14 protein-coding genes are annotated in these 16,605 nt (G+C 32.9%); 1 reads left to right on the plus strand and 13 read right to left on the minus strand.

What is annotated here, in order from left to right; genetic code table 11:
- Positions 1-277 precede the first annotated feature (277 nt).
- The 11 genes from ACY2RT_RS09390 to ACY2RT_RS09440 all read right to left on the minus strand — a co-directional run bounded on the left by ACY2RT_RS09390 (position 278) and on the right by ACY2RT_RS09440 (position 14,361).
- Positions 278-736, minus strand: coding sequence for a DUF1801 domain-containing protein (locus ACY2RT_RS09390; protein WP_490155654.1), 459 nt, complete (start codon positions 734-736; stop codon positions 278-280).
- Complete coding sequence (locus ACY2RT_RS09395; protein WP_490155655.1) at positions 705-1,076, minus strand: YciI family protein; 372 nt, start codon at positions 1,074-1,076, stop codon at positions 705-707. The genes ACY2RT_RS09390 and ACY2RT_RS09395 overlap by 32 nt, the downstream gene beginning before the upstream one ends.
- Positions 1,077-1,157: 81 nt before the next feature.
- Complete coding sequence (locus ACY2RT_RS09400; protein WP_490155656.1) at positions 1,158-2,141, minus strand: T9SS type A sorting domain-containing protein; 984 nt, start codon at positions 2,139-2,141, stop codon at positions 1,158-1,160.
- 72 nt (positions 2,142-2,213) lie between these two features.
- Positions 2,214-3,236, minus strand: coding sequence for a T9SS type A sorting domain-containing protein (locus ACY2RT_RS09405; RefSeq protein ID WP_490155657.1), 1,023 nt, complete (start codon positions 3,234-3,236; stop codon positions 2,214-2,216).
- Positions 3,237-3,436: 200 nt separating this feature from the next.
- Positions 3,437-4,243: a T9SS type A sorting domain-containing protein gene (locus tag ACY2RT_RS09410; RefSeq protein ID WP_490155658.1), complete on the minus strand. Its 807-nt coding sequence runs from the start codon at positions 4,241-4,243 to the stop codon at positions 3,437-3,439.
- Positions 4,244-4,438: 195 nt separating this feature from the next.
- Positions 4,439-7,519, minus strand: coding sequence for a GEVED domain-containing protein (locus ACY2RT_RS09415; RefSeq protein WP_490155659.1), 3,081 nt, complete (start codon positions 7,517-7,519; stop codon positions 4,439-4,441).
- A gap of 178 nt (positions 7,520-7,697) precedes the next feature.
- Complete coding sequence (locus tag ACY2RT_RS09420) at positions 7,698-9,383, minus strand: hypothetical protein (RefSeq protein WP_490155660.1); 1,686 nt, start codon at positions 9,381-9,383, stop codon at positions 7,698-7,700.
- A gap of 414 nt (positions 9,384-9,797) precedes the next feature.
- On the minus strand, positions 9,798-10,823 hold the full coding sequence (locus ACY2RT_RS09425) for a T9SS type A sorting domain-containing protein (protein WP_490155661.1): 1,026 nt from the start codon (positions 10,821-10,823) through the stop codon (positions 9,798-9,800).
- A gap of 571 nt (positions 10,824-11,394) precedes the next feature.
- The gene (locus ACY2RT_RS09430) at positions 11,395-12,648 is read right to left on the minus strand and encodes a POTRA domain-containing protein (RefSeq protein WP_490155662.1); all 1,254 of its coding nucleotides are present in this window, start codon (positions 12,646-12,648) and stop codon (positions 11,395-11,397) included.
- A gap of 35 nt (positions 12,649-12,683) precedes the next feature.
- Positions 12,684-13,550 (minus strand): hypothetical protein, encoded by an 867-nt coding sequence (locus ACY2RT_RS09435; RefSeq protein ID WP_490155663.1) that lies wholly within the window; start codon positions 13,548-13,550, stop codon positions 12,684-12,686.
- Between the two features lie 94 nt (positions 13,551-13,644).
- Positions 13,645-14,361 (minus strand): DUF547 domain-containing protein, encoded by a 717-nt coding sequence (locus tag ACY2RT_RS09440; protein ID WP_490155664.1) that lies wholly within the window; start codon positions 14,359-14,361, stop codon positions 13,645-13,647.
- Between the two features lie 218 nt (positions 14,362-14,579).
- Here ACY2RT_RS09440 and ACY2RT_RS09445 point away from each other — a divergent pair, with 218 nt between their 5' ends.
- Positions 14,580-15,047 (plus strand): hypothetical protein, encoded by a 468-nt coding sequence (locus ACY2RT_RS09445; protein WP_490155665.1) that lies wholly within the window; start codon positions 14,580-14,582, stop codon positions 15,045-15,047.
- Here ACY2RT_RS09445 and ACY2RT_RS09450 read toward each other — a convergent pair whose 3' ends face one another.
- The gene (locus tag ACY2RT_RS09450; RefSeq protein WP_490155666.1) at positions 15,048-15,632 is read right to left on the minus strand and encodes a hypothetical protein; all 585 of its coding nucleotides are present in this window, start codon (positions 15,630-15,632) and stop codon (positions 15,048-15,050) included. It abuts the gene before it with no gap.
- Positions 15,633-15,655: 23 nt separating this feature from the next.
- Positions 15,656-16,480 (minus strand): universal stress protein, encoded by an 825-nt coding sequence (locus ACY2RT_RS09455; protein WP_490155667.1) that lies wholly within the window; start codon positions 16,478-16,480, stop codon positions 15,656-15,658.
- Between the last annotated feature and the right edge of the window lie 125 nt (positions 16,481-16,605).

Raw genomic sequence — 16,605 nt, forward strand, 5'->3', positions numbered from 1 at the left:
TGGGAATAAAAAACACCGTCTGATTTACTCAGACGGTGTTTTTAGATATCTTAAATTACTTTATACCATTATCACTTCGCCTGAAGGCAAATATGAGAATGGTAATGATGTAATTTTATAAATTTCATTTATTTCTTAATACAGTTACAAATGTACTTTCTTTTTTTGAATAACAATCATTCTTTGGAATTAAAAACCTGAATTAAAAAACCATCTTTTAATCCTAATTTCTTTGCTAATAGTCTTCCCGAGTATCCTGTTGGCTTCATAGGTTTCTTTAAATGTTGTGTTTTTCCTTCATATGCTTTACTGATTCTCTAATTAGGTCGCTCAATTTTTGGATATTGATATCATTCAAGTTTTCAAGATAAAGACAGGAAGAACCTGTTTCATAAGTTCCTAAATTGCTTAAAATAGTTTCATAATTTTTAAATCCTGCGACTATATAAACTACCAGATTTTGTTTTCTAGGACAAAACCCTGTCAAAAACCATTCTCCTTTACGACCACTTTCGTATTCATATTGATATTTTCCAAAACCTATCATATTTCCTCTCCAAAGTGTTGGGGTTTCTCCTGTGATTTCTTGCATAAGTTCAAGTAAACGAAAACAATCTATCCTTTTCTGTTCATCTTTTATAGCAATAAATTGTTTTTCGATTTTTTTTATATCACTAACCATGTATAAAAGAGTATTTGAATTTCTATTCCTGTTTTTGATCTCCAATACATCCATTGTAAAAAGGCTTAAATTCAAATAATTCTACCTTGAATGTACCCTTTATAACTGATGAGTCTTTTTGTATGATCAACTCAGCTTCTTTCATATTATTGGCTTTTAAAATCATAAAACCTAAATCTGAATACCTGCCACCTATAATAATTTTGTCTTGCTTTCTTAAATTTTGAAGATGAAGAGTGTGTTCTTTAAAATAGGCTTGTTCAGAAGTTGATATTTTTTCATTCCATTCCTTTCCTTTAGAATAAATCATAGTAAATAGCTTTTCACTTTCTTGTGAGTATCCGATACTTGAAAAGGTCAAAGCTATAATAAAAATACAAATGGCTTTTTTCATAGTCTGTATGTAGTCTTAATGTTAGTTCTTCTATTGTGACTGTTATCAAAAATAATACTAAAGAGAGCCGGAATATAGTTTTTATCTTTTTATTGTTCTCTTGAAAAAAACAAGGTTTCCATTTCTACTAAACAACTTTATAGAGTATATACCCGAAATAAGTTTTGTTAGATTAATTTGATTATTGGTGAGTGAGCCATTTAAAACTTCTTTTCCACTCATGTCAAAGACTGTATAATCGCACTCATCTATGTTTTTACTAGTTGATAGATATAAGTTTTCAAGAACCGGATTTGGATATATTGCTATTTGATAAGGATTATAGTCAGTGATGGATAATTCACAGTTTTTAGTAACTCCATTGTTTATTGATTGTACTTCACAAGCAGCAGCCATATATTCGGTAAACGATGCTGCTCCAAAAATTACTCCTGCTGCCGAAAGGTCTGCTACTTGAACAAACTCATTTGTTGTGATATCAAATTCAAATACAATACTGTTATTATCAATTCCGTAAAGCTTGTTGGTATCGCAATCTTCAAAAACATTTACAAATGAAAATAGGTTTAAAGTTGCACAACTCACATTTTTTATCTCTTCCCCATCGTATGCTTTAATATACTTTCCATTAAAGTTTGGCCAAACAAAATTACCTTTGAAAAAGGTATAATCACCAGGAGAGTTAAAGTTAAGTCCTGGAGCTATTTGTTCAATTTCAGCAGTATCTAAATTATAAGTATACAAATCTCCTGATAGCCTTGTGGCAAAATATAAATTATTGTCAGCATCACATACTAGTCCGGGATAGCCATTAGCGGCACTTGTAACGGGGAGTATAAACACCTCTGTGGTCGAACCAGTCTGAAGATCGACCTCGTTTACGGTAAATATTTGTCCCCCATTGAAATCTATTAACGCATACAAACTACCTGATGCAGAAAAAGCGATATCCAAAATTTGCCCTGCTGTATTAACAGAAACAACATTGGTAATTGAGAAATCAGTTTCTATCTTTTTTATAGTGTTTGTAGATGTTGAAATATAGAACCCTTCTTGTGCGCTCAAAAAAGTTGTCGTGATTAGTAATAAAACTAGACTTATGTATTGTTTCGCAATCATTTTTTTTAATATTTACTGTTAAATCTTTATTATCCTCTCAAAAAGAACAAGCTTATCATTTTTACTGAATAACTTTATAAAGTATACACTCGAAATAAGTTTTGTAAGATTAATTTGATTATTGTTGAGTGAGCCATTTAAAACTTCTTTTCCATTCATGTCAAAGATTGTATAACCGTACTCATCTATGTTTTTACTAGTTGAAAGGTTAAGGTATCTCCCTACGGGATTTGGATATAAAGAAATGTTGAAGGGATTGAAATCGGTAGTAGATAATTCACAGTTTTTATTCACCCCATTGTTTATTGATTGTACTTCACAAGCAGCAGCCATATACTCGGTAAAAGATGCTGCTCCAAAAATTTCCCCGACAGATGATAAATCCCCAATAGTAGTAAAATCATTGTTTTCAAAATCAAATTCATATAGCATGTCAAGATTATCAATCCCTAGTATTCTATTAGAATCACAATTTTCAAAAACATTGACAAATGAATATAGGTTTAGAACGGGGCATCCTATGTTTTTTATTTCGTTTCCGTCGAAAGACTTGATAAATTGACCGGCAAAATTTGACCAAATTAAATTTCCTTTCAAATACGTATAATCTCCAGGGGTATCAAACACACCTTCCTCTTCGAATTCGAGTAAGTCTAAATCTATATCATAACGATACCTGCCTCCTGTAGAAGTATTTGGCGCAGTGAAAAGCCTATTTTCATCATCACAAACCAATCCTGTAAATCCGAAAATGGGATTTTGAGGGAGAAATGCCAACTCAGTAAGAGCTCCTGTTTGCAAATCTATTTGATTTATACTGTAAGCGTTTCCGGTCGATAAGATTCCGTATAGATCGCCAGAAGGGGAAAGCGCGATATCTAAAATGAAACCTGTTGTTTGAACGGTTACTATATTAGTTGCATCTAATGTTTGTAAGTTGATTGACTTTATAGCATTCGTAGATGTTACTACGAATATTTCATCTTGTGCGTACAAAAGTTGTGTTAATCCTAGAGTTAATAAGAGCAGTATCTTTTTCATTTTTTTAAAATTTAAGTGTTATGCCTAAAATAATTTCGAAGGATTTTAATTGTTCCGAAATCAGAATTCTCAAATAATTATTCAAGTCTCAATTAACATATTTCTTCTTTACTTTGTAAGAATCGTAATTAACATTTTATGTCCAAATTCAATAATTTGTTACTTTTCATAGTAGAGAACTTTTATAATTAAACTATTTATCATAGTTTGATTATTTTGTAAATCTCTTCTGTTTCTTGTGTATAAAACTTCAATAAATAAATACCCGACTTAAGCAATTGAACATCAAGAACCACTGTTACAACACCATCTTTAAACTCATTATTCCTGACCAATTTCCCCAAAAGATTATAGATTTCTATTCTTTTTATAGGTGAATTAGAATTTATATAAGCTTTATCCAACGTTGGATTTGGGTAAAATTTTACAACATTTGGTTGAGAAAAATCTATAACATTCAGTGCAGCTAATTCAAGTATCTCTATTTCCCAACCTAATGCTGTATTTATGAATGTCGCATTGAATTCAAAGGTTAACGCTCCGGATTCTCCATTGACTATTGCAGAACCATTAGAAATAATAAAGTCGGCCAATGTTTTATCTCCTTCGTTAGGGCCTCCTTCAGAATTATCATACAATATGTCTCCATTGGTATTTGCACCATCATAAATCTTTAACCAATCATAATTAAATACATATAAATCTTTAAATTCAATTGAAGTTACTCTATCCAAAGTGGTTGTGGTTACACAAGAACAATTTGGGTAATCACCTTGAGTTGGATTTCCTGACACTCCTCCTCCTCCCGGACCCCCGGGGTCGAAAAAGTAATCACCTATTGCAGGTGAAAAAGTTTCTGTGGCACCTGCAGTGGGTGTGTAATTAACAAGTAGTTCTGCATTATAACCCAAATGCTGCTGATATTTGCCATTAGTATGATTAGGGCTTGAAAATCCTGAAATAGTTAGTGCAAGTGAAGCGACTATGCAAAAAATTTGATTTTTCATGAGTATTGTATTAAGTGTTAGTCTGAAATTGAAAGTATAAAATTTTGATGGTTTATGTTTGTTTATTGGGGTGGTAGTTTGGTGGCACCTGCTAAGAAAATACTAGAAATATCATATTAAATTTATAGAAGGAGCGGTTATTTACCACCGCTCCTTTCTGCATTAACTTACTAAATCTAATTTCATTTATGAAAACTAGTTTTTCAATAATTTGTAGAATTTAAATTCCTCATTGATAATTACTTTCAGAAAATAAGATCCTGTAGAAATTTGTGAGGTGTCTATTATCATCGATTCAGAATTTACCTCTTCGTAAAGTATTTCCTGTCCTAACAAATTATATAGGTATATGCGATCTATTGTTTTATTATAAGCATGAAGGTTAAGTTCATTATTCATTGGATTAGGATAATACTCAAATCTTTGGAAATTACTATCTACTACCCCTAAGGTAGAGCTGTCAATTTGAATGTCTGTTATCCCTTCAGTATTGAGTATAAAAATATAATATGGTTGACCTCCTGTAGTGCTGATAGTTGCTGAAGAACTTGACATACATTGATTTCCACTTTGAATTACCATAGATAATTCATCTTCTACCGCATTTTCGTTAGGTGCTGTAAAAAAAGTAACTGAACTATCTCCAAGCGGATTTGTAATAGTCGCAATGACTGTTCCATCAACTTCCGTAGTAAAGTTATACCAAACACCATTCGCACCATCGATATTGCATCCAATAGGGTTGCCATTTTCCAGAGTAGCATAAGGCATGGCAACATTAGAATCAGTATATGGAAAACCTATTACATCCACATCAATAGAATTAGCTATAAGATCATTTGGTGGTGGTAACGGAGCACATGACATTTGTAGTTCAAATTGTCCTCTATCTTCTTCAGAACCATGTATTAATATATAAAATGTAGTATCTCCATCACTTTGAAAATCAAGTTCTGATTTTCCGTCCATACAATTTATATTATCATCGTTAGAGGCTACACACTCTAAAGCACCACAGGTCCCTTTATAAACTGATATTTTAGTATCAAAATCCGTCCCCGAAATACATGTGGATAAGTTAATATTTGTAATCAACCCGGTATTATCTTCGTATACGTACCATACACCAATGGTAGGTTCTTCGTTTAAGCAAGTGGAAATACTGTTCAATTCCGAAGTAGCAAATAATGTGCTTCCAGTGACTTTTTCATTACAGTCTATTGGAAGTGCCCCATCACAATTATCATTAACTAAAGGTTCATTACACGAAATTGCAATTTCGAACCCTCCCGCTCCTCCATTAAAACCATCAACAGCAATCAAATACATAGTTGCACCATCTGATAAAAAAGTAATTTCAGATTGTTGCCCGCAGAAATCATCATTACTGGCCACGATATTTGTTAAATTACAATTATCGTATACGGTGACAATTGTATCATAATCTGAACTACAAAGCGAAACTGTTACAGCTTGAGGGGTACCATCTCCGGTAAATGAAAACCACTCATCGGCAGAACCGTCATTATTTGTGTCTGTATTGCCATCTAGCGTATTTCCTGTCAATGTTTGTTCACAACCTATGGTCGTTGCATTTTCACATAGATCATTATCGAGTATAAGTTCACATTCTCCAAAAACGGTAAAAACACCATCTGCACTACCTTGGCTCCAAACTCCTGCACCTCCATCTAATGCATACGGTAACCCAATTGGGGAAAGTGTTGTTGTTTCCCAACCTATTATAGTACCTGAAGTTAGTGGACGGGCTACAATCTGTAACCAATACGTAGCTCCTGTTGTACCTCCTTCCAAGGAAATAGGGAATGCAGAAAGATCAAATGTACATTCGTGTACATCAAAACCAAAATTACTACCAATAATGAGTTGAGAAACAGGAGCTAGAGCTTGGATAGAAGTTAATTCGGTGCCTGGTAGCCCTGCATTGTCATTATATATTGTTATATCTATATCTTCTATTCCTCCTTGCGAAAACATATTTACCAATAGTGTATCAATAGTAAAAGTAACTTCTGACTCTACCAGAATATCGTTGGCAACTAATACTCCTCCTGCTTCGTCTATAAATTGTCCATCTTGAAATGAGTTACTTACCTGGCTTTGACTACATGCTGCAGGTCCACCTGTTGATAGGGTTACATTCAGGGTATAATCTTCGACTTGCCCAAACCCTGCTCCAATACAAGGGTCTAGTATGTCTGTTGTTCCAAAAATCTTTTTAATGCGCATTCGAGTAGCTCCTTCTAAGGCATTTATAGGAACATTTATAGTTCCCGTTGCTTCTTGACCATCTGTTCCGGTAGAATTTGTGATAGTTTCTGTAATTTCATAGACCTCTCCGGGATCATCCAAAAGTTCGTTTTGATTCCAGTCAACAAAAACTGCGAAGCGATTCGTAAAATTCCCGGCAGTATTTCCCTGTAACGTAATTTGATAATCAATACCTTGCTCTACATTTCCTACAATCAAAGTAAAATCTTCGTGAGCAGGACTACCATTTAATGTCGTATCACTAACGTTATCTATATCTGCCACATTAACCAATGAAATTGGTTCAACAGCACCAAGGAAATCTAATGGACCACAATACGGTTCTGGGAATCCACCACCAGTAGCAGTATCAAGTATCTCTACTTCCCATCCTAAACCAGTATTGACAAAGGATGCATTAAATTCAAAAGTTATATTCCCTGAAATACCTGTAAATACAGAGGATCCATTTGAAGAAATCAAATCTGAAAAACTTATGTCACCATCATTTAAACCTCCATTCGAATTGTCGTATAGAATAATGCCACTTGTGACATTTCCATCATAAATTTTAAGCCAATCAAAGGTAAATACAAAAAAATCTTTGAACTCAATTTCGGTAACACCTTCAAGTGTAGTGGTGGTAATACAATTACAATTGGGATAGTTTCCAGGAGCATTATTGTCAACAAATGCTGTACCACCAGGTCCTCCAGGATCAAAGAAAAAATCTCCAACCGAGGGCGTAAAAGTTTGAGTAGAACCTGCTATAGGTATAAAATCAGCAAGACTCTTGAGTGTGCTATTAAATGTTTTTGGGAGCAAAAAAGTTGAATTATGAGTTGCTGTTTTTAGCTTCGTTGAAGTAGCAGGTTTTATTTCTTCAGCTATGTTATTTTTTAGCATATTTAGAATTGAAGTAGTTATTCTCGCATCAGAAATTTTATTCTGACTCACACTAACAATTGCCAATAGCACAAAAAAGAAAGAGGTAAAGCTTTTCATATATATTTTAAGATTTAGAATTAATCCAACTTAATTGTATAAGAACAATATTCTTAGCAGGATACGGTGTTTTCCAATGGTTAAATATACTATTGACTTTTAGGCGATGATCACCTGTATGGTGTGAAGTAAGTGTGATGTCTGTTGTAAAAAGGTAGTATGCCGTTTTAGGTCAATGCTAAACATTATTTAAATAAGTAGCAAGATTTTCTTCCTTAGAGAGTTTTAGCTTCTTTCGTATACGATAACGTGCCGATTTAATAGTTTCAGTAGAAAGGTAAAGTAGATTGCTTATTTCTTTAATTGTGAGCCTTAGTTTAACAAGCGAACAAATTCTTAAATCATTTTCGGTTAAATTTGGAGATTTTTGTGTAAGTCTATCATAAAATCCACTGTATAAATCGTTGAAATAAAGCTCAAATTGTTCCCAATCCTTATCATTATTCATAGAATAATTTATACCACGCTTAATTTTTTTCTTCAGTTCTTTAAGACTATTGGCATCTACGTACTCGAAGTTTATAATATTTTCTTCAAGTTTGTTGAGTAGTTCATTTTTTTGAATAACCTTAAGCGTGAAGTTTAGTAAACTTTTTTCTTTCAACTCAATTTCTTTTTTATTAAAAAGTTCCTTTTGCTTTTTCTGCTTTTTAAGAAAGTACAAAAATCCAACAATTAGTATTATTAACACTATACATATTGCAATAATAAATTTTTTGATCGTGTTCTGTTTTTCCAGTAATATATTATCTTTTTGAAGCAGTTCGATATCTATATCTTTCCTGTAATCACTTATTGTATTTTGCAGTTCGGCTAATGCCTTCCCTGCATTTTCTTTCTCTTGATTATCTATAAGTTCATTTAATTTATTCCAATAATATACTGCACTATCACTTTTTTGAAGATGTAAGAATGCATTAGCCATTCCTTGATAGGCTAATTTCTTGTTTGTATAGAATGGATTTAACGAAATTGCATTTCTATAGTTATCTAATGCCTTTTCAGGCTTATTTAGTTCTAAGTATACTTCTCCTTTTCCAATATAATTTCCTGGAGAAATGGGAAGTTTTTCCTTAATAGAATAGTTAATGACTTGATCATAAAACTTCAAAGATTCATCAAGTTCGCCTGTATTCTTTTTAAAATTTGCATAGTTAGAAAGAATTTCTTCTTTCATAACGGGATCGTTATTTAACTCAGGATTGTTAACCAAACTAATAAATATATTTTCGGCTTTTTCAATTTGCCCGGTTTCTGAAAGTAATACAGAATAATTATTCAAAATTGCAGGAAGCATGTATCGAGTATTTAACTTTTCTGACAATCGTAATGCATTTTCGAAGTTTTTTAATGCTTCTTCTTTAAGGTTTTCTTGATATAGTGATATTCCTATATTTACCAATAAAGCAATCTTACCTTCCTTATAATCTCCTTCATTGTATATTTCAAGTGCTCTTTTTAAGTAGTGTAAAGAGCTGTCAGGTATTTCTTTTGCCTGAAACAAAAGGCCTTTTAGAGTATAAAAACCACCTCTATTTTTAAAATCAACTGTATTTAAGGATTTTTTATTTATTTCATTAAGTTGTAAAAAAGCTTTATCATATTTTCGTTGTCTATAATAGATATAACTCTTTTCTATTTTTGCAATTACAAGCCCATTGCTGTAATTATTGAGTTCGCTGAACTTTTGCAATTTTTCTAGATAATGTAATGACCTTAGAGGGTTTTTTAATTCACTGTCTCTTGACAACTCTAAATAATCACGAAGCACCAAACTATCTTTTTGATTTTCTTCAACAGATACAATTTGGCATAAGCAAGTATTATAAAAGACAAAAACTAAAAAGGTAATTAAATATCTCATTCAATAAATTATTAATGTACATAAATATAGTAATATATAGAGTATATGAATAATAACTCTGGGTTTTTGTCTCTATAATTTTCTATTGATGTATAACAACCTAAAATCTCTCATGAATCAATTCATGAGAGACTAACTAAATGTATTTAAAAAGATAGAAACTAATTTAAAGTTTTATGAAAGTGAGCAACTAGGAGTTTCTTTTATATTATAGATTGATGGAAAATCTTTTAGTTTGTCCCAACTTTCCTAAGAAAAACTATTTTTTACTGACAACCAGAAGATAATAGCTACATGAGCATATTTAAGCCTTATTACGAAACATGAAGTATTATATACCTATGAAGATTGATTAGAATTAAAACTGTGTTCCACATTATGCCAGTTAGTTCTTTTTGGGCGTAAAGAAACTTGTTACTGTTTTATGATTTTTTGGCAGAACACAGTCTTTCCATTTGCAATATTAAACTTTAGGAAATAGATGCCTGATGATAGATGACTTAAATTAATTTCATAATTGTGTTTGCGTGATAAGCTATGGCTATCAACTTTAAAACCATTAATGCTATAAATTTCTACCCTCATATTTTCTATGTTTTTATTGGATTTAACTTTTAACAAATCAATAACAGGATTAGGGAAAAAGGATACACCTAAGATATTGTTATCGTTTACTGAAAGTGGATCACAGGAATCAATGAGATCAATATTTTCTAAAGTACAAGATGAGGCCAGATACTCACTTTGTGTTGCAGCACCGAAAATAGCACCAAGATTTGATAAATCTGCAACTATATTATATGATGCATTTTCTATATCATATTTATAAACCAATGAATTTTCGTCAAATCCATATACGTTATTTTCATCACAATCAATAAATAAATTTGTAAAGCCATACAACCTTGTTGGCTGACAACCAATATTAGTTAATTCACTAAAATCATATGCTTTGATGAATTCTCCTCCTGGAAATGTGCTCGGACAAAGAAGGTTACCCTTAAAGAATGTAAGATCACCGGGTGTAGATATATTAGTATTCAGGAGTAAAAATTCCTGGGTTAATACATTATAAGAATACAGTTCGCGATCTGAAAACCTTGTTAAGTAAAGTTTATTCTCTGAATCACACACCAAATCGGTATATCTGCTTCCAGTTGGTAAGCTAAAAATTTCTGTAATTTCTTCTGTTAGAAGATTTATTATATTGATTGAACTGTTTGTTCCAAAATCTAATACAGCATAAAGAGTTCCATCCGGGCCAAATGCTAAATCATTTACTTGTCCTGCAGATTGTATAGTGAATAAATTATTACTAGAAAAGTTGTTGTCTGGATCAACAGTTTTTAGCTGGTTAGCACTGTTAATAACATATATTTCATTTTGACCATTTGTTATTAATACTGTTGCTAACGCTAATAGTACCATTACATTTTTCATAATACTTCTTGTTAAAAATTAGTTTAAAACAAATGTAGAGTCAAATCAATCAATGGAAGTAAAATTATAGGTGTTAAATAGGTGTGAGTATATTTTTTTTATGTGTTTAAGTATTACGAAATGGTTATTATTAAATTAAAACATTCCAAATAACTATTTTCGATATATGGTGTTAAAAACAAAACATTATCGGTTCTACTGGTATACACTCTATGGTTCTCCTCCTTAATGATCAAAATGGTTTTGAACTTCCCATAAATTTGTGTTAAGAGTACTAAAATTATCCTGCCATACAATCTCCCAGTGTGGATCATTGGTAGGGGTTTGACTAATAAGTATACTTGAGAATAAGAAGGAGGACAAAAATAATTATGGTATATAGTTTCATTTTTTCAATTTTTTCAAAGCTCAACTAAATAGGAACGTCTTACTAGAGTGTAATATCTCATTCTTTAATTAGGAAAAACCTTTGGCTACGAGCCCTATCTGCCCGACTGAACAATGTCAGTCGTTCGGGCGGAGTGGCCAACTTCTAAACCCTTAGAGTTTATATGCTCTGAGGGTTTTCTTTTTAAAAATACTGCCCAATTCCAAAAACAAAACCATTGGTGGCATCTTGTGTAATACCATAGCCGTAATCGATTCTAAATACTGTATTGAATATGCGTTTGTGTATAAAACGTAATCCAATTCCTGGGTAGATCCTTAAGTTTTGCGTATCACTGAAATCCCCAAAATCACCTCCAGGGTTACGCCAGCTTCCTGCATCTATAAAGGTATTTCCCTGCAGGACAAACCAATTTTTTTCAAATAAAGTATGTCTGTATTCAGTATTAAGAACAATAGCTGCTGTGCCTCTGTCAATTGTATTTCCTACGCCACGAATATTTAGGTTATTGTCTACAGCGAACGGTGCAAACGGAGAATCATTATTAGTAGCAATACCAAGGCGAAGCCTATTGGCCCAGTTCCCTTTTTTTCCAACCCTTTTATAATAGATGAAATCGTTAAAACCTATTAAAAACTCCTCTATAATAGCATCTGTACTGGTTACGTATTGGAAGTTAAAACTACTTTTGAAACCATCCAGATACTGATAATAGTTATCAACCTTATTATATTCATAGAAGAGCTTGTAGAGTATTTTGTGAACTTCCAGTTGTTGGGGAACATCAGGGTCTGTAGCACCGCTTTTGTATTCATAATCTTCTACAAAATAATTGATCCCTAATTCTATTCGGTGATTAAAGTTGAACTCGTATAGTCCTAAAATTTCAAAAGATGTATTATTATACTTATAGTCAGCAGTAGTATTATTAAAAAAAACCGGTTCAAGAGTAGTTAGATTATTATGATTAAGAGCAATTCCAGTTTTATTGCTGAAAAGATAAGGAGCTCTAAAATTAATTCCGTAGGAATTATAAACGTCTCTTTGAAAAACACCTCCAAAGACGATCCCTTGTCCCAGGCCATTGAACTCATAAAGTCCCAACCTATAAGCAAATTCATCATCATTAGTGGTAAATACATTAGCAGAAGGAATAATGGTAAAATTCTCTTCTACTCCATACACTATTTTGTAATTTCCATTTTCATTGGGAAACACCTGGTAATAAGCATGAGCAATACCGGGAAGTCGTTTTAAACGTATTATATCTGCCTCTATTAAAGTAGAATCCAGTATAGCTCCTGTCCTTAATTTTGAGAGTTTTTTTATGAAGCGCTCCTTGGTTTTCTTATTTCCCTGAATCACTATTTCATCAACTGTCTGGGCTAAGCCTGACCAGCAAAAAAGAAATATAATGATGTAGATAAATTTATTCAACAGTATTCAATATATGAACTTTTAAAGATTTCATTCTAGAAAACCGCGCGTAATCCTATATTAAAGGTTTCACCCAATCCTGTATTATTCCCTCTTACAAAGTTAGTGTAAAGGGCTTCTAAATTGAGAGCGTCCGTTAATTGATATTTCGCGCCTCCGCCCACAGCTGTAAAATCTTGTTCGAACTCATTGCCCAGATCAATCCTCTGGGAATGTTGTGCAAGTGCTAATATTGTAAATTTTGAAGATGGAAAATAACTTAAGAAAACTCCGGGAGTTAAATTAAGACTATTATTAGCAAAGCTTTTTTCTTTATCTCCAAAATTTAGCTCAGAATTTAATTCGGCAAATATTTGCCAATCATCTCCAGGAAATGTATGATCGTAGAAGAAACGGTTTTGCCATGTAAATCCGTTTTGATCCAGAAAAACTCCATCTTCTACTTCATTATCTGCCAAAGGGATAAAGAAAGAACTCTGAATAGAAAAATTACTTGCCGATGCAAAAGGCACAACCTTTACCGATGGAGCTACTGAAGTAAATCCACTTCGGGCTGTTCCTCTTTCTCCGTCAAAAGAGAAGACATCAAGAGCACCTCTGTCTTCAATCACATTGCTGCGAAGTTCCAGGATCAATCCTAAGTTTATTCTCTTCGTATCGCCCACCCCTGTATAACCTTCTAAAGTAGAAGTAAAAAAAGTCTGGCGAGGTTCAGGACCATCGCTAAAAGTACTTTCGGTTTGAGTGTATAAGTTATTGAACCATTTAATATCAAACTGTCCTTTAGCAATTAACTTGGAGGGAGTCAAAGTTTGTATTACTGAACCTTGTTTCTCTTCTTCCTGCGCCATTCCTGTTGAAAAAACAAGGCATAACAAAATTATAAAAAATACTTTCTTCATCATTTTCATTTTTTTTGGTTTGTGCTTTCTTTGCCTAAAATCTGAAAATAGTATCAGGTTTAGGCCCGGAAGGCAATTATTAATTCTATTGAAATTATTTAGTGTTTAAATTCCAGTCGTAGTCGTAATAAGAAATTTTCGCATCAACCGGAATAGGGTCCTTTCGGAACTTATTTATATATTCTATCTCATTTCCGTAATGGATGAAATCTACTTTGTACCATTCAAAAATTTTGGACAATTGCACTTTCTTTCCTTTTACTTTTATAAAGTCGGGATTATTAAGTGCAAGCGTAGTTTGTTGTGACAACTGTTGTTCTAAGTTAGAAGGCTTATATGCTTCATTTATAATTGGAGGGCATCCAAGTCCGGCACAGACCAATACAAAATGAAAACGGGCTTCTTTAGGATATACCGCTCTCAATAATTTATTTTCGAGGTCGTTCAAGGTAGTTTGCTTGCCTCCTAAACTATAATTTGTTTTATCAAAAAACCCTTTGATATTAAGCGGAGATTTCGTGGGATAGTTATCAACGATCCCTTTAATGACAGCAAGATTATAAGCATTGATCCAAAATGCCTGGTAGTAGGCTGCATTTGAAGGTGATACATTCATTTCCTTAGCTACTAGCAATAAATTATTTAATGCTTCGGGCTCATCTTTAATTGCTTTATAATCTACCCTTCCATTGGAAACATAGGTTTTAAAAAATGTATCTGCTTCAGCAAAAAAAGAATCTGTAGATTGCGAAAAAGCATTATAAATGGAGAATATTAACAGACTTACAAATAAAAAAATAGTACGGTTCATTTTATCATTTTTTAATGGAGGCTAAGTCAAAAGGTTTTGAAGAAGCTTACAAAATAAAATCATAAAGTTTTCTAAATATTGAAGTTCTTCATTTAAAGATGGACAAACTTATCTATAGGGTGAGGAATTAGCTTTTAATTGATAATCAGCATTTTGTAAATTTTATTATCTTTATATAACTTCCCAAAACGTTATTGTTTCATCTTAATAAGATTGTTATGACACTCGAATGGTTTACTGTGTTTTTTTCGGTACTTACAGCAGGTATTGGGTATTATGCCCGCCATATCATTGAAAAAAGAAAAGAATTGCAAAACGAAGTTAATATAGAACGACGCAAGGTATATCAGCAGTTTGTGGATATTATCATTGACGACCTTCATTCTCAAAGTGAACCGGAAAAGCAAGATTTTAAAGCTGTTAATGATGCCATGTTCTCCTTTTACAAAAAATATATGCTGTATGCCTCTCCAGATGTAATAAACGCTATGGGAGAATACAGACAGTATAACTTCTCTCTCTTATTAGGAAAAGACACTATGAATCCAAAAACACATTATGCAAAGCTGTCTAAAGTCCTCATGGAAATGCGGGAAGATCTGGGGCTTTCAAATAAAAATCTTGGAACTCATGGAGAGCGTGCTTTTAAAACAATGCTAATGGATTACACGGAGTATTTTTCTTAATTATCTGTTTTCTATTGGAATACTTTCACTAAGTAAACGCCAGGTATAGCCCAACTCACTGGATTTATCCAGATCGAATACCGAATAATACCGAAACATATTGTTTGGGTTTGCAGGGTCAACTTTTATGGGCGTTAGTGTATCTGTTACGTGACTTTTATGAATGGCAAAACCATTAGTAACAGAATGCCAGGCAGTATCTCTATATACGTATAAGTAGTACTTGTTAAAACTTGTGTCTTTGATTTTTGCGGTTACTAAAAGCAGGTCCCGATCAAATTCATCAAAACGTAAACTCGATAAAGTAGCGCCATAACTTTCCGGGATTTGAATCTTGGGAATGATATTATCTTCAAAAGCGATTAAAGTAAGTCTTTTGTTGTAATCTATTTTATCTACAACAGCATAGAAAGGAACTTCGTTAGTTATAAAGTTTGCAGAAACTGCCCCTATAGGCATTGAAGGTTCATCAGCTAAAAGCTCTTCTTTTATTTCTTTTTCAAGTTCTTCCTTTGCAGAATCACTGATAATATCCTTTTTTGGTGTTTTTTTGGTAGAGCCGCCACAACCCATAAGTATAACCATTATGTAAAGACATACAAACCGAATCATCGGATCTTAAAGGTAATTACAGGCATGTTAGCGTGATTCACCAGGTCTTCACTAATACTTCCGTTAAAAAAGTGAGATAGTCCTTTACGGCCATGAGTACTCATACCAATAAGCTGTGCGTTGGAATCTTTTGCGAAATTGAGAATTCCCTTCTCTACGGAAGTATCGTTATAGATATTAAGAGTATAATTTTCAACACCGGTTCCAGTAACAAAGCTTGTCATTATTTTTTTAGCTTCGGCACTTGTTTTAAAATCGTTTGGAGTATTTATAAAGAGCAGATGCAATTTAGCATCGGTCGCTTCAGCAAACTTTTGAGCATCTTTAAAACTTTCACGGCATTCATCAGAAAAATCTGTTGCAAAAACGAAGTCATCAATTTTAAAATCGGAATGTTCATTTTTTATAACTAAGACGGGAATTTTAGAGGTACGTACAACTTTTTCGGTATTGCTTCCAATAAACATTTCTTTAAAACCACTGGAGCCGTGAGAACCCATTATTATAAGATCGACATCATTTTTTCCCACAGCTTCACTGATATCTTCATAAATCTCTGCGTGGCCAATAGCTTCCCTGATTTTAATTCCTTCTAAGTAAGGTTGTTTAAAAAGTTCCTCAAAATTCTTTTCTGCTAATTTTATAAAATAAAGAGATTCCGGCAAGCTTCCTGAACCGCCTGATCTGGCTAAATGTAATGGCATTTCCAGAGAATGTATCAAGTAGATTTCACTATCGTGTTTCATCGATAATTGAACGGCAACTTTTAATGCATTTTCTGCTTGCGGAGAGAAATCTGTAGGGACTAAAATTCGTTTCATAGGGTTGTTTATTTTGCTTGATTTGTTAGTATTAAAGTACAAAAATAAAACGTGAGCACCTCGCTTTTTTAATATTAAAAATTATAGTATATTTGCAGCGAATTTGATACTTAACTAGCTGAGGG

The organism is Ulvibacter sp. 2210JD10-4, from assembly GCF_058148525.1.